This is a genomic window from Mycolicibacterium gilvum (assembly GCF_900454025.1).
Classification (GTDB): domain Bacteria; phylum Actinomycetota; class Actinomycetes; order Mycobacteriales; family Mycobacteriaceae; genus Mycobacterium; species Mycobacterium gilvum.
Genome location: NZ_UGQM01000001.1, coordinates 956,346 through 974,553, shown reverse-complemented (window position 1 = coordinate 974,553; position 18,208 = coordinate 956,346). Strand labels below are relative to the sequence as shown.

At 66.7% G+C, this 18,208-nt stretch carries 19 protein-coding genes; 4 read left to right on the top strand and 15 right to left on the bottom strand.

The window, feature by feature from the left end; translation table 11 throughout:
* Window positions 1–7: 7 nt before the first annotated feature.
* The 4 genes from DYE23_RS04725 to DYE23_RS04710 form a co-directional block, all read right to left on the bottom strand.
* Entirely contained in the window at window positions 8–1,081 is a 1,074-nt protein-coding gene (locus DYE23_RS04725) for a fatty acid desaturase family protein (RefSeq protein ID WP_115326627.1), read from the bottom strand.
* A 146-nt stretch (window positions 1,082–1,227) separates the two neighbouring features.
* A complete protein-coding gene (locus DYE23_RS04720; protein ID WP_011896035.1) occupies window positions 1,228–2,703 on the bottom strand; it encodes a glycoside hydrolase family 130 protein in 1,476 nt (491 codons plus the stop codon).
* Window positions 2,700–3,722, bottom strand: a complete 1,023-nt coding sequence (locus DYE23_RS04715; RefSeq protein ID WP_115326626.1) for a glycosyltransferase — start codon at window positions 3,720–3,722, stop codon at window positions 2,700–2,702. The genes DYE23_RS04720 and DYE23_RS04715 overlap by 4 nt, the downstream gene beginning before the upstream one ends.
* Window positions 3,719–4,852 (bottom strand): glycosyltransferase, encoded by a 1,134-nt coding sequence (locus DYE23_RS04710; RefSeq protein ID WP_115326625.1) that lies wholly within the window; start codon window positions 4,850–4,852, stop codon window positions 3,719–3,721. The genes DYE23_RS04715 and DYE23_RS04710 overlap by 4 nt, the downstream gene beginning before the upstream one ends.
* Before the next feature lie 521 nt (window positions 4,853–5,373).
* On the opposite strand from DYE23_RS04710, the gene DYE23_RS04705 reads away from it, so the two are divergent.
* Entirely contained in the window at window positions 5,374–7,008 is a 1,635-nt protein-coding gene (locus DYE23_RS04705; protein WP_115326624.1) for a fatty acyl-AMP ligase, read from the top strand.
* Window positions 7,009–7,031: 23 nt separating this feature from the next.
* The gene (locus tag DYE23_RS04700; protein ID WP_115326623.1) at window positions 7,032–7,832 is read left to right on the top strand and encodes a GAF and ANTAR domain-containing protein; all 801 of its coding nucleotides are present in this window, start codon (window positions 7,032–7,034) and stop codon (window positions 7,830–7,832) included.
* Here DYE23_RS04700 and DYE23_RS04695 read toward each other — a convergent pair.
* The 5 genes from DYE23_RS04695 to DYE23_RS04680 form a co-directional block, all read right to left on the bottom strand.
* Complete coding sequence (locus DYE23_RS04695) at window positions 7,829–8,587, bottom strand: GAF and ANTAR domain-containing protein (protein WP_115328863.1); 759 nt, start codon at window positions 8,585–8,587, stop codon at window positions 7,829–7,831. The two genes, DYE23_RS04700 and DYE23_RS04695, sit on opposite strands and share 4 nt — an antisense overlap.
* A gap of 33 nt (window positions 8,588–8,620) precedes the next feature.
* Window positions 8,621–9,328 carry a GAF and ANTAR domain-containing protein gene (locus DYE23_RS04690; protein WP_115326622.1) on the bottom strand — a complete coding sequence of 236 codons (708 nt, stop codon included), beginning with the start codon at window positions 9,326–9,328 and terminating at the stop codon, window positions 8,621–8,623.
* Between the two features lie 33 nt (window positions 9,329–9,361).
* Window positions 9,362–9,559 (bottom strand): hypothetical protein, encoded by a 198-nt coding sequence (locus DYE23_RS04685; protein WP_099962469.1) that lies wholly within the window; start codon window positions 9,557–9,559, stop codon window positions 9,362–9,364.
* A 40-nt stretch (window positions 9,560–9,599) separates the two neighbouring features.
* Window positions 9,600–9,758: a DUF6307 family protein gene (locus DYE23_RS30770; protein WP_162097001.1), complete on the bottom strand. Its 159-nt coding sequence runs from the start codon at window positions 9,756–9,758 to the stop codon at window positions 9,600–9,602.
* A gap of 90 nt (window positions 9,759–9,848) precedes the next feature.
* Window positions 9,849–10,997 carry a fatty acid desaturase family protein gene (locus DYE23_RS04680; protein WP_115328862.1) on the bottom strand — a complete coding sequence of 383 codons (1,149 nt, stop codon included), beginning with the start codon at window positions 10,995–10,997 and terminating at the stop codon, window positions 9,849–9,851.
* A gap of 239 nt (window positions 10,998–11,236) precedes the next feature.
* Between DYE23_RS04680 and DYE23_RS04675 the strand changes: the two genes are divergently transcribed.
* Window positions 11,237–12,409: a N(5)-(carboxyethyl)ornithine synthase gene (locus DYE23_RS04675; protein WP_115326621.1), complete on the top strand. Its 1,173-nt coding sequence runs from the start codon at window positions 11,237–11,239 to the stop codon at window positions 12,407–12,409.
* Between the two features lie 25 nt (window positions 12,410–12,434).
* Here the strand turns inward: DYE23_RS04675 and DYE23_RS04670 are convergent, their stop codons facing one another.
* A complete protein-coding gene (locus DYE23_RS04670) occupies window positions 12,435–13,604 on the bottom strand; it encodes a glycosyltransferase (protein WP_235660324.1) in 1,170 nt (389 codons plus the stop codon).
* Between the two features lie 193 nt (window positions 13,605–13,797).
* Here DYE23_RS04670 and DYE23_RS30765 point away from each other — a divergent pair, with 193 nt between their 5' ends.
* The gene (locus DYE23_RS30765) at window positions 13,798–13,935 is read left to right on the top strand and encodes a hypothetical protein (RefSeq protein ID WP_172527708.1); all 138 of its coding nucleotides are present in this window, start codon (window positions 13,798–13,800) and stop codon (window positions 13,933–13,935) included.
* Between the two features lie 50 nt (window positions 13,936–13,985).
* On the opposite strand, the gene DYE23_RS04665 is transcribed toward DYE23_RS30765, so the two are convergent.
* The 5 genes from DYE23_RS04665 to DYE23_RS04650 all read right to left on the bottom strand — a co-directional run bounded on the left by DYE23_RS04665 (window position 13,986) and on the right by DYE23_RS04650 (window position 18,163).
* Window positions 13,986–14,450, bottom strand: coding sequence for a DUF5994 family protein (locus tag DYE23_RS04665; protein ID WP_115326619.1), 465 nt, complete (start codon window positions 14,448–14,450; stop codon window positions 13,986–13,988).
* Between the two features lie 172 nt (window positions 14,451–14,622).
* Complete coding sequence (locus tag DYE23_RS04660) at window positions 14,623–14,826, bottom strand: cold-shock protein (RefSeq protein WP_011896048.1); 204 nt, start codon at window positions 14,824–14,826, stop codon at window positions 14,623–14,625.
* A gap of 108 nt (window positions 14,827–14,934) precedes the next feature.
* Window positions 14,935–15,426, bottom strand: coding sequence for a DUF5994 family protein (locus tag DYE23_RS04655; protein ID WP_115326618.1), 492 nt, complete (start codon window positions 15,424–15,426; stop codon window positions 14,935–14,937).
* Window positions 15,423–15,563, bottom strand: coding sequence for a hypothetical protein (locus tag DYE23_RS30760; protein WP_013470698.1), 141 nt, complete (start codon window positions 15,561–15,563; stop codon window positions 15,423–15,425). Before DYE23_RS30760 ends, DYE23_RS04655 begins: the two co-directional genes overlap by 4 nt.
* A 161-nt stretch (window positions 15,564–15,724) precedes the next feature.
* On the bottom strand, window positions 15,725–18,163 hold the full coding sequence (locus DYE23_RS04650) for a S15 peptidase family protein (protein WP_099962466.1): 2,439 nt from the start codon (window positions 18,161–18,163) through the stop codon (window positions 15,725–15,727).
* Between the last annotated feature and the right edge of the window lie 45 nt (window positions 18,164–18,208).

Genomic DNA, 18,208 nt, shown 5'->3' with positions numbered 1-18,208 from the left:
CGGCATCTCAAACGGCCGCGGCCACGAACCCGTTCGGCAGCGCCAGCCGATGGATGGTCCGCAGTGTCGACGCGTACTGACGCGCCAAGGAACCCGTGAGGTAGGGCAGGTCGTACTTCTCGCACAACGGCCGTACCCGTCGCGAGATCTCGGCGAGGCGGTTGCTCGGCAGGTCCGGGAAGAGATGGTGCTCGATCTGATAGCACAGGTTGCCGCTGGCGAACCCCAGCAGTCGGCCGGCCTTGAAGTTGGCGGTGCCCAGCATCTGGCGCAGGTACCATTCGGCCCTGGTCTCGGTCTCCAGCACCTCCGGCATGAATTTCTGTGTGCCGTCGGGGAAATGCCCGCAGAAGATCACCACGTACGCCCACAGGTTGCGCATCAGGTTGGCGACGACGTTGGCCTTCAGGGTTCGGCGCCAGCGCCTGAGACTCAGCGCCGGCCACAATGCGTAGTCCTTGACGCCCTGGCGCGCGACCTTACCCACGACCGCCTTCACCTGGGCGATCTTCTCGGGCCGGGTACGGCCGAGGTCCACACCGTGCAGGGCGATGGCCCACTCGAACGTCAGCGCCAGGAACAGGTTCTGCAGCGGCTGCAGCAGATGCGCCTTCGTCCATGGCTGCTCCGGGGTCACCCGCATGACGCCGAATCCCAGGTCGTCATCCTCGCCGAGCACGTTGGTGAACACGTGGTGGCGGTAGTTGTGCGACGACCGCCACTGACTCGACACCGCGACCATGTCCCACTCCCAGGTGCTGGAGTGGATCGCCGGATCATTCATCCAATCCCATTGGCCGTGAGACACATTGTGCCCGATCTCCATGTTCTCGACGCTCTTGGCGACGCCGAGCGCGGCGGTCCCCAGCAACCAGCCGGCCGTCGAGCGAGTCGTCGCGATGAGCGCCCGCGCTGCGACGTCGAGTGTGCGCTGGAACGCGATGGTGCGCCGGATGTAGGCGGCGTCGCGGGAGCCCAGCGACTCCTCGATGTCGCTACGGATCGCGTCCAGCTCCCGGCCGAGGCTTTCGATGTCCTCGGGACTGAGATGCGTGTACTTGGCGATGTCGGTGATGGCCATTGGGGGTCCTAGCGTCGATCCAGCCGAAGGGCGCCGTGACAGACCCTGAAACCGAAAGTGATGGGAACCGGTCGGCGGTGGCGGAGTGAACAGCGGCATCGCACCGACGGGTTGCCTTTGAGCATACCCGTGCTCGACGCCGACGCTTACCGTCCGAGTTCACCCATCAGATCGGCGAGTGGCACCGTGGCCACGCCGATCGCGCTGTCGCAGATCCCGATCGGGATCACCAGCGTGCCGGCGTGGACGAGCGCACCGCACGAGTACACGACATTCGGGACGTACCCGTTGCGCTCATGAGGCTCCGGAGTCAGCAGCGGTCTGCGCAGACGGCCGATCACCCGGGTCGGATCGTCGAGGTCGAGCAGGATCGCGCCGATGCTGTACGTGCGCATCGGCCCGACCCCGTGCGTCAACACCAGCCAGCCCTCCCCGGTTTCGATGGGCGGACCGCAGTTCCCGAGTTGCAGCGTCTCCCACACCTCGGCCGGCGCCTGACACGGCGAGGCCGTCGGCCACACCGACAGGTGATCGGCGAACGCGACGGTGTTGGTCTCGCGGTCCGATCTGGACATGGCCGCGTACCGACCGTTGATGCGGCGCGGAAACAGCGCCAGCCCCTTGTTCGCGGCGGCACGTCCGACAAGCGGTCCAGACGTGAAGGTGCGGAAGTCCGTGGTGGTGAGCAGCTGCTGGCTGATATGCGAGCCGCTGTAGGCCGTGTACGTGGCGTGGTAGCTGACCGAACCGTCGTCGACGAACCGAACGAAGCGGGCGTCCTCCATGCCGGCGTGCTCGGCGTCCATCGCCGGCCACAGCACACACTCGGAAAGATTTATGTCTGAGGGGAATTCGACGGCATACGCGCGGGCGGCGATACTGCGGATGACAGTGATCGTCTCCTCGACGTGCCCCCGGGTACGCAGGTGGTCGTGCAGCTTGTCGAGCTGCTCGTCGAGGTCGGACCAGGTGAACAATTCACCGAGGGCGTCGAAGACGTAGTCGGCGGCCTCGCCGCCACGGCCCTGCTCGCGCAGCTCCGTGCGGAAGACGGCGGCCTCGAGCATGGTCGGCCTCATCCGCCCGGTGCCGGCGAACCGGGCAGCCTCGTCGACGGTGGCGTTACCCGCCGAATCGACCACGCCGCTACGAAATCCGATGGTGGAGCGGTGCCCCTCACCGATCCCCCGCACGCTCATCACGAACCGCAAGCTGCCAGCGGCGACGTCGGACTGATCGGGATGGGCGACCATGCTCGGATTGCACAGCGCCGCACCCTCGATCGCATACTCGTTGGTGAATGTCGCGCCCACCAACAGCATTCGCGACTCATCGAGCTCACAGTCCTTGTCGAGCCGGTCGGCGAACTCGCCGGCATGCCGGCGCAACGTCGCTTTCAGATCACGGTGGCGCCCGTCGAAACGGGACAGCACGTCGTGCAGGGTCGCACGCACCTCGTCGTCGGTCAGGCTCAGGATCCGGGACAGCACGGCCCCGGCCCGGGAATCCTGGGCCTCGAAACCCTCCTGGCCCGGCACGAACAGCCGGGTGACCACGCGGCTCGGATCGGCCGCGACGCGCTGCGGGCTGCGGGTCGCCAACCGTTCCCCGGCGAGGGTCATGATGCGACCTGTGCGAAGGTGCGCGCGTGTTGCAGCGTGGCGATCACCGCGAGGGTGGACTCCGCACCCTGATTCAGGTTCACCCGGTCGGGGTGCAAGCCGTCGAAGCCACCACCGGTCTGTGGATCCCACATCGGTGATCCGCGGTCATTGTCACCCTGGAACCAGGCCGCCGCGGCCAGCACCGCCTCCGGCCACATCGGGTCCGGGTCGGTGTCCGCGGCGCGGGCACACGCCTCGGCCAGGCTGGCCACCTCGATCGGCTGCTGGTCGAATCCGGGGGCGCCGTCGCCGGGCCCGCGCCCTCCGACGGGGGTCGGCGAGAGGTGACCGTTCGAGGTCTCGACGCGCAGCAGCCAACGCAGCATGTCCAGTCCGCACTGCCGAAGTTCGCCGTGGTGCAGCGCAACCCCGGTGGCGATCATCGCCTCGGCCAGTGCGGCGTTGTTGTAGGTGAGTCTTCTTTCAGGCCAGTACCATTCGGCATCGCCGGCCGGTCGCGGTGCCGAAGCGGCGTAGTCGGCGAGCAGTGTGAGCGCTGCGACATTGCCGGGGTCCACGCTGAGGATCTCGGCAGCCCCGATCGCGGCGTAGGCCATTGCGCGAGAATGCGGTGAGCGGGCCACCGCGGCGCGTTCGAACTGGATCACCGCCAGCCGACGGACCATTCCGACCGCGCTGTGGGCGGCGGCTGTGCCCAGCCCCCAGATGGCGCGACCCCAGTGATCGTCGGTACTCGGCGCGTCGGTCCAATGGCCGTCGGCACTCATCCTGTTGCGGAAGGTGCCGTCGACGCGTTGCGCGCGGTTCAGGAAGCGCAACGCGTGGGTGGCCAGGCGGGTGACCTCCCCCGTCGATTCGGGTTCGCGGGCGGCGACGACCAGCACGCGGGCCATGTCGTCGGTGCAGTAGCCGTGTTCGCGGCGCGGGTCGGCGAGAAGTGCGTGCTCGAACGTGGCGCGATGGTCCGTCATACGCAGCAGATGGGCGAATACCGGTCGCGGCACCTCGCCCGTCATGCGGTTGCCAGCTTCTCGGCGACGAGGCGCTGCGCCAGTGCGGCGTACGCGTCGGCCACCACCGGCCAGGCCACCGAGGGAGCCAGCGTGCGCGCCACAGCCGCCATCGAGCCCGCAGTGTCCGGATCGGTGATCAGCCGTCGCAGCGCATCGGTCAGCGCTTCGGGATCGTCGTGATCGACGACGGTGCCCGCACCGTTGCCCAGCACCTCCACCGCATGGGGGAAGGCGGTCGCGACCACGGGCCGCCCATTGGCGATGGAGTCGATCAGCACACCCGAGGTGACCTGGTCCTTCGAGTCGTAGGGCAGGACGACGACGGCGGCGTCGCGCAGCATCTCGGCCAGCGCCTGGGGGCTGCGGTAGGTCGCGTCGAAGATCACCGAGTCGCCGACACCGAGGCGGTCCGCCCGCGCGGCGAGGCCGTCCCGATAGGCCTCACCCTGGGCCGCGAGCACTTTGGGGTGGGTGCGACCGGCGATCAGGTATCGCGGTGGATCGGGAAGGTCCTGCAGCGAAGCCATCACGTCGATGACGCGCTCTACACCCTTACCGGGGCCCAGGAGGCCCCAGGTCAGGATTGTCGGCCGTACCGCAGGCTTCCACTCGACGTCCTCGGCCGGCGCCGCTCCGTGCGGGATGATGATCACCTTCTGCGGGTCCACGGCGTAGCCGGCGCACAACAGTGACCGCGCCGCCTCGGACATCACGACCGCGCATCCGGCCAGCGCGAGAACCTCTTCCAGAACCGAACGTTGGTGGGGCGTAGGCGTTTTGAGCACGGTGTGCACGACGACGATCGCGGGGACCCGCAGGCCCCTGATGATGTCGACGACCTCGTCGCCGTCGGCGCCCCCGTAGATGCCGTACTCGTGCTGGATGACGGCGATGTCGTTGCTGTTGAGTGATTCCGACGCGGCCGCGACCGAGGATGCCGAACCGTTGACGAGCTCCCCGACGACATCCGCGCTGGTCGAGGGGGTCCCGTCGGCGATGCGCACCACGTTGACGCTGATGCCCTTGGCCGCCAAGCCGCCTGCGAGAGCGGCGCTGAACGTCGCGAGGCCGCATGCCGTCGGCACGTAGGTGCTGAGGATTCCGACGCTGGGCAGATAGGAGAATCCCTGCATCCCAAAGGGTGCGACCAGATGGTTGACTAACGATGGAGCATTCAAGATCGTCCCGACTGGACTGTTGCCACCGGCGTGAAAGTCGGCGTGTGTGAAGACTCGGGGGAGAACACCGCGACGCGGAGATCGAACTCGACCGGACTGCCGGGATTACCAGCTGTTGCAAGCCTACACCCGCACACCCCCGAACCGGCCCGTCGCGGCGGCACGTAAACGCCGATCGGAGGGCCTCATCCCCGACCTACGGGGTCAGACGCGCTACGGTTTAGTCAGGTTGACACCCCAGCCTCACGGAAACGTCGCGGCGGCGACACAGTCCCCGCCGAGCCAACCTCGACGTCAGCCGCCAATTCACGGTTGCGACACACTCGGGTCTGCTGCGACGTCAGAGACGATTTCCGCGGCTGCGTTCTCGCGGCTTTCTTCACCGTCTCCGCACATTCCCGATGGCCCCGCACCACAGGGCGGGCCACCTCGTTCAGATCACCATCTGTGCGGACCGACGCCATGAAGGGCTGCCGATGAGCCAGTTCACCGAAACCATGTACGCCAACGCCCACCGCAGCAGCAAGGGCCTCAACACCGGCGAGCCCCACTCGCCGGTCCGCCATACCTGGGAAGAGGTGCACCAGCGCGCCCGCAGGATTGCCGGCGGACTGGCGGCTGCCGGGGTCGGACACGGAGACGCCGTCGCCATGCTTGCCGGCGCACCGGTGGAGATCGCCCCCGCCGCGCAGGGCGTCTGGATGCGCGGCGCCAGCGTGACGATGGTTCACCAGCCGACACCGCGGACCGATCTGATTCGCTGGGCCGACGAGACCACCTCGGTCATCGACATGATCTCGGCCTCGGCTGTGGTCATCTCCGATCCGTTCATGGCGGCCGCACCGCTGCTGAGCGGGATGGGCATGACCGTGCTGAGCATCGCCGACCTGCTGACGGCCGAGCCGATCGACCCCGTCGACACCTGTGACGACGACATCGCGCTGATGCAGTTGACGAGCGGCTCCACGGGGTCGCCCAAGGCGGTTCAGATCACCCACGCCAACATCGTCGCCAACGCCGATGCCATGACCGCCGGCTGCGATTTCGACATCGACACCGATGTGATCGTCAGCTGGCTGCCGTGCTTCCACGACATGGGCATGACGGGCTACCTGACCGTGCCGATGTACTTCGGTGCCGAGCTCGTCAAAATCACGCCGATGGACTTCCTGGGAGATATTCTGTTGTGGCCCAGGCTTATCCACAAGTACCGCGGCACCATGACCGCCGCACCGAACTTCGCCTACAACCTGCTCGCCCGAAGACTGCGCCGACAGGCCACCCCGGGTGAGTTCGATCTGTCGTCGCTGCGGTGGGCGTTGTCGGGGGCCGAGCAGGTCGACCCCGACGACGTCGAGGATCTCTGCGCCGCCGGCGCTCCGTTCGGGCTCAGGCCCGAAGCGGTGATCCCCGCCTACGGTATGGCCGAGACGACGGTGGCGGTGTCGTTCTCCGAGTGCGGCGGCGGGATGGTCGTCGACGAGGTGGACGCCGATCTGCTCGCCGTTCTGCACCGTGCCGTACCTGCCGCCAAGGGGCACACCCGCCGCCTCGTCGCCCTGGGGCGCCCCCTGGCCGGGCTGGAGATGCGGATCGTCGACGAGGACGGCGCCGCGCTGCAGCCCCGCGGAGTCGGCGTCATCGAGGTCCGCGGGCAGTCCGTCACCAGGGGATACACCACCGCTGCCGGATCCATTGCCGCACAGGATGATCGGGGCTGGTACGACACAGGCGACATCGGCTATCTCACCGAGGACGGCGACGTCGTGGTGTGCGGGCGCCTCAAGGACGTCATCATCATGGCCGGCCGGAACATCTTCCCCGCCGACATCGAACGCGCTGCGTCCCGGGTCGAGGGGGTACGACCCGGATGCGCCGTCGCCGTGCGACTGGACGCGGGCCGGTCACGAGAGTCGTTCGCCGTCGCGGTGGAGAGTAAACACTTCGACGACGAGGTCGAGGTGCGTCGTGTCGAACGCCAGGTCGCCCATGAGGTGTTCGCCGAGGTCGACGTCCGGCCCCGCAACGTCGTGGTGCTCGAACCCGGCACGATCCCGAAGACACCGTCGGGAAAACTGCGCCGCGCACACGCGCTCTCGCTGGTCAGCTGAGGCGAGTACCGTCATAGCACACGATGGCGGATTTCGACGCGCAGCCCGGACGGGCGCCGAAGGTAGATCTGTCGGCTTCACAGCGTGAGGCCGACGAGATCGACCTGTACGCGGGGATGTCCGGCGTCGCCGGCCTCGTTGCCGGTGCCCGCACCGTCGAGCAACTGCTCGCCGACGTCGCCGAGTTCGCCGGTCACGCCATCCCCGACGTCGACGGGGTGAGCATCGCGCTGCTGCAACCGGGCCCCGCCGGCCCACAGATTCAGATGTGCGCCGCCACCGATGCTTTCGTCGCCGACATCGACCGTATCCAGTACCAGGAGCTGCATGAGGGGCCGTGCATCACCGCCATGGTCACCGGCCGGGTCTCCGTCAGCGGTTCACTGGGCAGTGACAATCGGTGGCCGCACTTCGGCGGCCGGGTGGCCCGGATGGCGGTGCATTCGGCGCTGTCGTTGCCGCTGATCGTCGACGATGACGTCATCGGCGCGATCAACGCGTACGCCCGCGCCCGCGACGCTTTCGGCGACCACGCCGTCGAGTTGGGGTCCCGTTTCGCCGTACCTGCGGCGGTTTCGGTGTACAACGCCCGCCTACTGGCCGGCGCGCGCGAGCGAACCGAACGCCTCCAGCGGGCCTTGGGCAGCCGCGCGGTGATCGACCAGGCCGTCGGGATCATCCGCAGCCGCTCGGGCGGCACTGCACAAGAGGCGTTCGACCGGCTCAAACACCTGAGCCAGACCGACAACGTCAAACTCGTCGAGGTCGCTCAACATCTGGTGGACGAGGCGGTCCGCCGGGCCCGCGCCAGGAGGGGCCCTTAACGCTGTGAGCCGGCCGCGAACTCGGTGATCGCCGCGACCAGCACCGGCCGGGTGTACCGGTCTGTCATCAACCGGCGGGCGACGTCGGTCAGGTGTTCCCCGTGGGCACGTGAGTAGCCTCGGAGAACCTTGAAGGCCTCGTCGATCGACACGTCGAGGATCTCCCGGAGGAAGCCCTTCGCCTGCTCGACCACGACGCGACTGCTGAAGGCGTTGCGCAGCTGCGGGATGATGGTCGCCGGTGTCGGCGCCTGCTCCTGCAGGATGGCGACACACGCGATGTGGGCCAGCGTCTGGGCGATCAGGCGGTCGCCGTCGGCGAGCTCGCCGGGCCGGACACCGAACAGACCGAAGGTCCCCAGAACGTCGCCGGCCGCCCGCATCGGCACGGCGTGCACTGCCGAAAACCCGGCGTCGACTGCCGCCGGAACGAACACCGGCCACCGCGCCGCGGCAAAATGCACATCGGCGACCGAGATCGGTTCGCCGGTGGCGTAGCAGTCCAGGCACGGGCCCTGTTCGGCTTGCAGCTGGAGGACCTCCAGGTCCCGGGCCTGCTCGGTTGTGGCAGCCAGCAGGCTCAGCTTGCCGAACGCGTCGGCGAGCAGGAAACCCGCGGCCGCCACGTCGAGCAGCTCTGCGCAGCTCTCCGTCAGCTCGGTGAGCAGGTCCACCACGTCGAAATCGACGAGCAGGCGGTCGACGAAGGACCCCACCACATCCAGGACTTGTGTCTGTCGCTCGTGCTCAGTCACGTCGCCCTCCTCCTTGAGAATCACGGGTGCACATCAATCGACGGCCAAGTTCAGTCTGCGCTCCAGGATGTCGCGGGCAACCTCGGACGCCGGATTGCCGGTCACATAGGCGTGGGCGCGCAGTCGAAGCAGCGCCTCGGCAGGCTCCACGTCCAGTTGTGCGACCAGCATGCCGGTGGCCTGGCTGACCTCGGCACGGGACAGCGCATTGAGCTCTGCCCAGGCGTCGCTGTCCGGTTCTGCGATGGCGGCTTGCAGATCCGAGTCGAGGAGGTCGAGCACCGGAACCGCGGCCAGCTCGGCAGCCGCCGCCGCCCCACTGAGTTGCGTAGTGGTCAGCGCCCCGGGCTCCACCCGAAAAAGGTCGAGCGCACCGACGTACTCTCCTGCGACCACGACCGGCATCGCGCTGACGCTGCGGATACTCTTGCCCAGCATCGCCGGCCCGTACAGCGGCCAGCGCCGTCCTGCCGGTTCGGCCAGATCGGTCACCAGAACGGGAGCACGTCGCTGCACCGACTCCAGACAGGGCCCCTCGCCGAGGACGAACTGCAGCTCATCGCAGTCCCTGGCACGAGGGCTACTCGAGCCCAGCGTCCCGGAGTTGGCGCCGTCGAACACCAGGGAGATCGCCGCCGCATCGACGTCGAGAAGTGTCACGCACGCCTCGCACAGCCGGTCGGCGGCGTCGACTCCGCGGCGACCGTCGACGGCCGCGAGCAACTGTTCGGTGATCGACACATCAACCGGCCGGGAACGGGCGCCGTGGTGCGCTCAACGCCAGAAACGCGATTTCTTCCACCGCTTCTCATCTCCGTCGACATCGGTCCACTCGCCGACCGCATACGTGAACGCCTGCCTGGCGCCGGTACGAACCACATCGAGCGTGCCGTCGTCGTGTTTGACGTAGGAATCACCGGATCTCATATATCCGTCGACTCGCCCGTCAGGCAATGTCACCGTGACTGTCATTGTCATGCACCTTCATTCCGAGCATTCGCAGGAGTCGGCGCTACCGCATCTTCTCGGGAATCGCGTCCAGCACATGCAGCACGCGCACTGCGAGCTTGCCGGCATCTTCATCGCCGAGCTTGGAATTGTCCTTGATGGTGTCCTGCACGAGCGCGACGCGCTTTTCGTACGGAGTCCGGAATGATTGTGGCGAAGCCATCATGATTTTCCTTCTGAAGTCAGGCCTGTTCACTCGCAATCGAGCTGCCCGATACCTCCAACGTACGCTGCTTTGCTCCGCAGGGGGTGGTTACGCCAGCCCTGCCGTGGAACCGAGAAACTTTCTCTCCGAAGCAGTCTCCGGCGCGTCGTCACTCGTGGCCCTGAGGAACCGGTCCGGAAACGCGAGTTTGTGAATCGTGCGCAATGTCAGAAAGTACTGGCGCGCAAGCGAACCGGTGGTGTAGGACAGTCCGTACCTGTCGCAGATCACCCGCACCCGGCCCGCGATCTGCGCGTAACGATTGCTCGGTAGATCGGGGAAGAGATGGTGTTCGATCTGGTAGCACAGGTTGCCGCTGGCGAACGACAGGATCCGGCCCGCCTTGAAATTCGCCGCGCCCAGAATCTGCCGCAGATACCACTCCCCCTTGGTCTCCTGTTCGACGACACCCGGGACGAATTTCTCGGCGCCATCGGGGAAATGCCCACAGAAGATCACCACGTACGCCCAGAGATTCCGGACCAAGTTGGCGATGAGGTTGGCAGATAATGTTCTGCGCCAACGCTTTCCGCTGAGAGACGGCAGCAACACATAGTCTTTGGTCACCTGTCGGGCGATCTTTCGCCGCAATTCCGCTCTCGCCTCGGCCAATCGAGCGGTGTCGGGCAACACGCGGTCCCGCTCTGAGTGGATGCCGTGCAGAGCGATACCCCACTCGAAGATGACGGCCAACAGAAGATTTCGAAGCGGTTGGAGCAGGTGGACCGGTTGCCAGGGCTCGTCGCGGGTCATCCGCATGATGCCGAACCCGAGGTCGTCGTCGACACCCACGATGTTGGTCAGGACGTGGTGACGATAGTTGTGCGAGTACCTCCATTGCGAGGAGACCGCCACCATGTCCCATTCCCATGAGGTGGAGTGGATCTCGGGATCGTTCATCCAATCCCACTGGCCGTGGGACACGTTGTGCCCGATCTCCATGTTCTCCACGCACTTGGCGAACGCGAGCGCCGCCGTCCCCGCCAGCCAACCGGTTCGCGACCGGCTACGGGCGATCACCACCCGCGCGACCACGTCGAGCGTCCGCTGAAAGAAGATGGTGCGCCGGATGTAGGCCGCATCCCGTTCTCCGAGCGACCCCTCGATATCCCGGCGAACCTCGTCGAGGTCCTGCGCGAGGGCCTCGATGTCCTCTCCGCTCAGGTGCGCGTATACAGCGACATCGCCGATTGCCAAACGATTCCGCCGATCGGTCTTGTGGATGGAGCGTCTGGGCTCTGTGTCGAACCCGGGAGTGCGGACCACCGGCGCTACCTCACGGGCAGAGTCTGTGTATCGGCACCCTCAGCCTAGTGAGGCTCCCCCCACACGTCAACGCAGACCGGCCACGGAGTGGGGAGGTACCCTGGCCCGGTCGGGCCACCCGGGCCCCGGCAGACGAGTGCGGACGGCACCCGGTGACGTGGATAGGTCCGATGTCAGAAAAAGCTGAGCCAGAACAACTTTCGATCGGGATCCTCGCGACCTCCCGCAAGGCGGACGAGCGCCGACTGCCGATCCACCCTGCGCACCTGAGCCGGATCGGTCGCGCGGTGGGGCGCAGGGTGTTCCTTGAACACGGCTATGGATCCCACTTCGGGGCGACCGATGACGCGGTGTCCGATCACGTCGGAGGGGTGCGCAGCCGGGAGGAACTCATCGCCGAGTGCGACGTCATCCTGCTACCCAAGGTCCAAGCCGAAGACCTTGCGGAATGCCGTACCGGACAGATCATCTGGGGCTGGCCACACTGTGTCCAGGACACCGGCCTGACCCAGGTTGCCATCGACCGGAAATTGACGCTGATTGCGTTCGAGGCGATGAACCACTGGCGTGCCGACGGCGGGTTCGGTCTGCACGTCTTCCACAAGAACAACGAGCTCGCGGGTTACTGCTCGGTCCTGCACGCCACCCAGTTGGCAGGTGTCACCGGCACCTATGGCCGCCGGCTGAGTGCCGCGGTCCTCGGCTTCGGCGCGACCGCCCGCGGTGCTGTGACCGCTCTCAACGCGTTGGGCGTCGACGATGTGCACGTGCTGACCAACCGAGACACCGCGGCCGTCGGGTCGCCCATCCACTCCACTCAGATTTCGCAGATGGGACCGGAGCCGGACGCACCCGACCGGATATGGGCCGATACGCCGGACGGACGCATCCCGGTCGCCCAGTTCCTCTCCGACAAGGACATCGTGGTCAACTGTGTCCTCCAGGACCCCAACGCGCCACTGACCTTCGTCTCCGAGGACGACCTGTCGTCGTTCGCGCCTCGCAGCCTCATCATCGATGTCTCGTGCGACGTCGGAATGGGCTTCTCCTGGGCCAGACCCACCTCGTTCGCCCGGCCCGTCATCGCGTTACCCAACGGCCTGCTCTACTACGCGGTGGACCACAGCCCGTCCTACCTGTGGGATTCGGCGACCTGGGAGATCAGCGAGGCACTGCTGCCCCATCTCGCCCCGCTGCTGGAAGGCCCCGCGACGTGGGACACCATGCCGACGCTGAGCCGCGCCATAGAAATCCGCGAGGGTGTCGTCGTCAACGAGAACATCCTGACGTTCCAACACCGCGCCTCCGCCTATCCCCACGAAGTCAGCGTCACCGCGCGGTGAGCATCTGTCTGATCGCGCGGGTCGGTCACATCCGCATCTGCCGCTCCCCGACCACTCGCGCGGCCAGCTGCGCATAGGCGTCAGCCACGACCGGCCACGCCATCGTCGGCGCGAGTTGCCGCGCCTCGGCCGCCATCGACCCGGCAAGCCGTGGTTGCGAAAGGACCCGGCGCAATGCGACGGTCAAGGCCTGCGGATCGTCATGTGGGACGACGATGCCGGCACCGTCACACAGGAGCTCGACCGCATGCGGGAAAGCCGTGGCGACCACAGGTCTGCCGCTGGCGACCGCATCCACCAGGACACCGGAGGTCACCTGGTCCTTCGAATCGAACGGCAGCACGATCACCGCGGCGGTCTGGATCAGCGCCGCCAACGACGCCCTGTCCAGGTAGCGGTCGTCGAAGGACACCGAGTCGGCTACCCCGCTCGCCCGGGCCTGCTCGACGCGGGCTTCCCGGTACGCCTCACCGTCACGGGCCAGAACCTCCGGATGCGTGCGGCCGGCCACCACGTAGCGAGGCCGCCCGGCGACACTGAGCAATGACGGCATCGCATCGATGACGTGTTCGACGCCCTTCCCGGGACCCAACAGTCCGAACGACAGGATCACAGGCCGGCTTCCCCGCTTCAGCCGCGGCTGGGTGGGAAGTACCGCCCCGTGTGGGATCACGACGATCTTGTGGCCGGCGACGCCATACTCACCGCGCAACCGCGCTCTGGCGGCCTCGGACATCACCACCACGCTGTCGGCCATGGTCACGATCTGCTCGAGAACCCAACGTTGATGCGGCTCCGGACTTTTCGACACATCGTGAACGATCACTATGGACGGGACACGTAATCCCCCCAGGATGGCCAGCACCTCATCGCCGTGGGTGCCACCGTAAAGTCCCTGCTGGTGCTGGATCACCGCGACTTCGCTGCCGTTGAGCGACTCGACACAGGCCGTCACCGACTGCGGCGATCCCTTGACCAGCTCTCCGATCACGCCGGCATCCGAGGACTCCGACCCATCAGCGACCCGGACGACGCTGACCTCAGACCCGCGCGCAGTCAGTGCAGCCGCCAGTGCCGAGCCGAAAGTCGCGACTCCGCTGGTGCTGGGCGGGTAGCTGCCGAGAAGGCCGAACCGGACTCTTCCGGAAGTCCACCGGCGCGCCGAGGGCGCAAGTATCGATTCGAAAGTGGGCACAGAAGCGTTCACGACATTCCCGACAGCAGATTGGTACCGGCGCGGCGGCGTGAGCGGTTGCTCGTCGAGATCAGCAATGTCAGCTGACACATCCCGGATCGGCTGGGTTCCCAATTACTTCGAGGTTACACCCGCCGACGGGGGTAGGCTCGAATGGTCGGGACCGTTCAGGCCCCATGATGGAGGGCCACTCATGTCTGACAAGTCTCCGCGACAAGCGATGTCGAAGAAATCCGGGAAATCGCTGAAGGAGAAGCGCGCCGACAAGCATGCCAAGGGGGACGCGAAGACCTCGGCGGCAGAATCAATCCATGAGATCAAGAAGCGCTGAGAGCCAGTACTTTTCATCGCAATGAGCCCGGGACTGCGCTACCCGGGCTCTTACCCGGTCGCCCCGGTCGTCAACAACAGATCGACGGCGGATCTGTCGCCCGGTGCGGCGGCAGCCATCATCACGTGGTGCGCGTCGTCCGAATCCGTCGCCGCCGGAACCACCAGCAGGACATTGCTCCAGCCTCCGCGACCGGTGACCCCGATCGTGTGTGCGGGCTGACGGTCGTACCCGTCCAACCGCACCACGCGGTTGTCGATGAGCATCTTGCGCGGGGTGGTGGAAGTCCATTCGCCCCGGTTGTAGGCCACCCGTGCGATGTCGCCGAGACGAACCGACAAGACAGCCAACAGATCTGGTAGCTCAGCAAGAAGGTCCGTACTGTGCGGCCACCAAGCCCCGTCGACGAACCCGGTGGTGGCCGCCTTCGGTTTCAGCCGAAGTCTCGGGGTGGACTGAGGTCCGTTGTGGGGTTGGCCGAAGCCGACTCCTCTGTCTTGTCCGCTCTGCGTCATGTGACGTCCCGACCGGGCTGGGATCAGCCCTGCTCTTCGGCGACGACGCGATCAGAGATGCCGCATAAATCGTTTCGCCGAGGATTTCACTGTACTCCGAAAACGAAAGTGGACCGGTGGAAAATCCACCGGCCCAACATTCGATCTCCCGAGACTCAGAAGTCTCAGAGTCTCAGATCGCGGAAACCCCAACGGCCTGCGGGCCCTTGGCGCCTTGCTCGATCTCGAACTCCACGCGCTGGTTCTCGTCGAGTGACTTGAAACCGCTGCCGGTGATGGACGAATAGTGGACGAACACGTCCTCAGACGCATTGTCGGGGGCGATGAAGCCGAAGCCCTTGTCGCCGTTGAACCACTTCACAGTTCCCTGTGCCATACTTTTCCAACTTCTCTCATTTTCAACGGATGTCGAACAGACACCCTGGATCACCGTAACACGGTGATTGTCTCTGCCGCCCGATCGCATCGAATGATCAACGGTCACTTACTTTTTGGCTGCCACCTTGACCGGCGGGCACCACTGCGCACTCTCGGTGCGCACGATGTCCATCACGACCTGCGCGGTATCGAACAGCCGCGCGTCACCGTTGCCGCATCCGGTCGGCAGACCGGCCGCGGCGCGCATCACGATGGCGCCCAACGCCGGAGATGTCAGACTCGGTACGACCAGAAGCTTCACGCAGGCGTCGCGTCCCGCGACGCGCATCAGCCGGGGACGCCGGTACGCCGCGTCGGGGAGTTTCGATCCGGTCGCGATCCATGCCAGATCGAGCTGACCGTCGGTCGCCGTCCAGTTGATCTGGATGTCGAGGACCTCGCCCAGCGGCTTGTGCAGCACTTCGATGAGCTCGGGAAGCTCCGACGCGATCTGGCCGGAGCGGGGCCACCAGGCGCCGTCGATGACGCCACCGAGCTGTTCGCACAGGGTCAGCCGCACCGGGCGGCTGCCGCGGCGAGAGCCCACGAGGCCGTTCACGACGCCGCGGAGTCGCCGGGGGTCTTCCTGCGCGGAGCGTCGGAGAACACCGGGGCCTGCACCGGCTCGCTCGAACGCGCGTCGGGGGCGAACACCTGCGGAGTCTGCAGGTGGGAGAACAATTCAGATGAGTCCATAAACAATCCTTGGGTGGTACGGAAGGGCCGTACAGCGGTCGCGCGAAGTTCATCGCGTCGCGGGTCGAGATCGGGCTGAAAGCAATCACGAAGGGAGACCAGCGGAGAAATCGGGCTGCGGACGTGAAACGGCCTGACACCCAGCGTACACCCGTTCGCCCTCAAGCGACAGCGAGCGGCTCCCGCGACGCCCCGGCGCCGGCCGGTATCCGCGTCGGCAGTTCGACGGTGAGCTCCTCGACCGTGATCGCACCCCATGAGTAGTAGTTGATGAACTTCGCCGTCGACGTCACGATCTGCACGGTGACCGACTGACCCGGCCTCAGCGTGTGCGCCACCGGCTCGAGCGAGAACGTCGCGGTGCGTGTCGTCCCGTCGAGGGTGACCGGTATCGGGGTGGCGTGGTTGCCGAGCACCAAACCCGTTTCTTCATCCACGATTTGGGCGTACACGTGCTCGGCTGTGCCCTCGCCCGAGTACGTCATCGTGACCTGCGGGGCGCCGACGACGTGGGTCAGCTCCGTGGCGTCGGGGACCTGCAGGTTCACCGCGTTGTACGCCGCGGCCGCCGACGGCAGCCCGAGCAGCGCAGCGATCAACCCGCGAGTGATGATCAACGGGTTCGGTCCGGATCCGAACAGCGCCGGGATGATCGGCATCACGCGACTGTCCTCTTCCCGGGTCACGACGATCGGCGTACCCGAGGCCGCTGGGTAGCTGTCGTCGCTGTGCCAGAGGCCGTTCTGGTCCACCCACTCGAATTGCGCTCCGGTGTCGGCGTTCTCGTTGCCCTTGACGTAACGGTCCAGCCAGCTCAAGGTGCGTTCGATGACGAACTCGCCGTCGTTGACGTCGCTCAGGCAGGCGCCGTGACCACCGCAGTACCAGATCACCTTCGTCGTCGTGCCGGCGTCGATCAGATCCAGCGCGTTGCGGTGTGCCTGATCGAGGGTGAACAGCGTGTCCACGGTGCCCTGGATCAACAGCGTCGGCGCGGTGATGTCCTTGATCTGGTCGCCGAAGCTGAGGCTGTTCACCAGATCGATGTCGGACTGCTGCGCGAGGCCGAACAGCACACCCTGGATCGCGACCGGGAAGATCCTCGGATGCTCACGCGCGAACGTCAGCGCCAGCACAGCCGGCAGGATCGTGCCCCAGCTGCTGTTGACCGCGTCGCGGGGGAACAGCACGTCGACCAGGTTGTTCCACGCGATGGTCGGCACGAGCGCGTCGACGCGGTGATCGATTGCCGCGGTGGCCAATTGGATACCACCGCCGTAGGACGCGCCCGTCATCCCGACCCGTGGATCGTTCTCCGCGTCGAGCGCGACCTCGGGCAGCGTGGCCAGGAAGCTGATGATGTGCGACATGTCGCGGCCCTCGAGGTCGGGCGAGTTCAGATGCATGACACCCTCGGAGCGCCACTCGCCGCGGGGATCCCACGTGACGACGTTGTAGCCGTTCTGCCGCAACGTGCCCACGCCGATCACGTCGTCGGGCAGGAAGCTGTCGACCGGCAGCTCGAGTGCCGTGGACCCGGGCAGTCCCAGGCCCGGGCCGTTCAGGATCGTCGGCGCGGTCTCCCCGGCCTGTAAACCCTTGGCGGGCATGAAGTTCACGAAGATCCGGGTGCCGTCGAAGGACGTGACCCGGTAGTTGCGCGCCTGCGGCGTTCCGGCGGGCGCCCGATGATCGATCGGGAAGCCGACCACGGGGTGAATGATGTCACCGACGAGCGGGAGCACGTGGATGAAGCCGACGATCGGGGTCACCAACAGCGGTCCGAGCACCGGAATACGTTGCAGCCATTCCAGCGGCGGCGTCCACTCCTCGACGGTGACGCCCGTCGGGATCGGGTACTGCGCGCTCCCCGACTCGGCCAGGCTCGTGGCCACCTGCGCGCCGACCGCTGTCGGCGACTCGTTGGTGGCTTCGCGGCCGGCCGAGAGCACCGACGAGAACAGGGCGGCCAGCGCCGGCAGCGCCGGATCTCCAGAATCTTCGCCGGGCTCGGCGCCCCCCGCGGGCTCGTCGACGAACTGAGCGGTCACGGTCTGCGCGGGCGGCGCGGACGGTTCGGTGGGAGCGGGCGGCTTCTGAGGGACGGACGGCGCAACCTCGGTCGGGACAGGTGCTGCGACGGGCTCGTCCGCGGCGGGCGCCTGGAGCCCCTCCGGCGCGGCAGGTTCCTCAGCGTCGGCTGCAGCATCGACTGGAGCGTCGACCTCGTCGGCTTCGGTGGCTTCGTCGGCTTCGTCGGCCGGCTCGCCCCGCTTGTTCGCGCTCCCGCGCCCGGGCGCGTCGTCAGGCTCATTCGATACGTCAGCGGACGCGTCCTCGTCGTCGCCGGAGGGCACCGACGGAGTCGTGCCTGCGGTCCGTTCACCGCGCGCGACCTGGGGCTTGCCCGGCGTGCGGGCGCCCGACATCGAGGCCGTCGACTCGCCCGGCGATGTCGCCGAGGAGGTGGGAGCGTCCTTCGTCTCGGATCCGCCGTCGTCGTCGGCGTAGGCCGATCCGGCCCCGGCCACGACGGCGGCGCCGACCCCCAGCGCGACCGCCAACCCACCGATTCGACCCACGAACGACGCGGCACCCATGGTGTCAATGTCTACCCTGCGTAAACGCCCTGGGAAAGACGCCGA

Excerpts from the sequence above, each read along its gene's own strand:
- DYE23_RS04725 (WP_115326627.1), bottom strand. The coding sequence starts at position 1,081 with ATGGCCATCACCGACATCGCCAAGTACACGCATCTCAGTCCCGAGGAC.
- DYE23_RS04720 (WP_011896035.1), bottom strand. The coding sequence starts at position 2,703 with ATGACCCTCGCCGGGGAACGGTTGGCGACCCGCAGCCCGCAGCGCGTC.
- DYE23_RS04715 (WP_115326626.1), bottom strand. The coding sequence starts at position 3,722 with ATGACGGGCGAGGTGCCGCGACCGGTATTCGCCCATCTGCTGCGTATG.
- DYE23_RS04710 (WP_115326625.1), bottom strand. The coding sequence starts at position 4,852 with ATGCAGGGATTCTCCTATCTGCCCAGCGTCGGAATCCTCAGCACCTAC.
- DYE23_RS04705 (WP_115326624.1), top strand. The coding sequence starts at position 5,374 with ATGAGCCAGTTCACCGAAACCATGTACGCCAACGCCCACCGCAGCAGC.
- DYE23_RS04700 (WP_115326623.1), top strand. The coding sequence starts at position 7,032 with ATGGCGGATTTCGACGCGCAGCCCGGACGGGCGCCGAAGGTAGATCTG.
- DYE23_RS04685 (WP_099962469.1), bottom strand. The coding sequence starts at position 9,559 with ATGACAGTCACGGTGACATTGCCTGACGGGCGAGTCGACGGATATATG.
- DYE23_RS30770 (WP_162097001.1), bottom strand. The coding sequence starts at position 9,758 with ATGGCTTCGCCACAATCATTCCGGACTCCGTACGAAAAGCGCGTCGCG.
- DYE23_RS04675 (WP_115326621.1), top strand. The coding sequence starts at position 11,237 with ATGTCAGAAAAAGCTGAGCCAGAACAACTTTCGATCGGGATCCTCGCG.
- DYE23_RS30765 (WP_172527708.1), top strand. The coding sequence starts at position 13,798 with ATGTCTGACAAGTCTCCGCGACAAGCGATGTCGAAGAAATCCGGGAAA.
- DYE23_RS04665 (WP_115326619.1), bottom strand. The coding sequence starts at position 14,450 with ATGACGCAGAGCGGACAAGACAGAGGAGTCGGCTTCGGCCAACCCCAC.
- DYE23_RS04660 (WP_011896048.1), bottom strand. The coding sequence starts at position 14,826 with ATGGCACAGGGAACTGTGAAGTGGTTCAACGGCGACAAGGGCTTCGGC.
- DYE23_RS30760 (WP_013470698.1), bottom strand. The coding sequence starts at position 15,563 with ATGGACTCATCTGAATTGTTCTCCCACCTGCAGACTCCGCAGGTGTTC.
- DYE23_RS04650 (WP_099962466.1), bottom strand. The coding sequence starts at position 18,163 with ATGGGTGCCGCGTCGTTCGTGGGTCGAATCGGTGGGTTGGCGGTCGCG.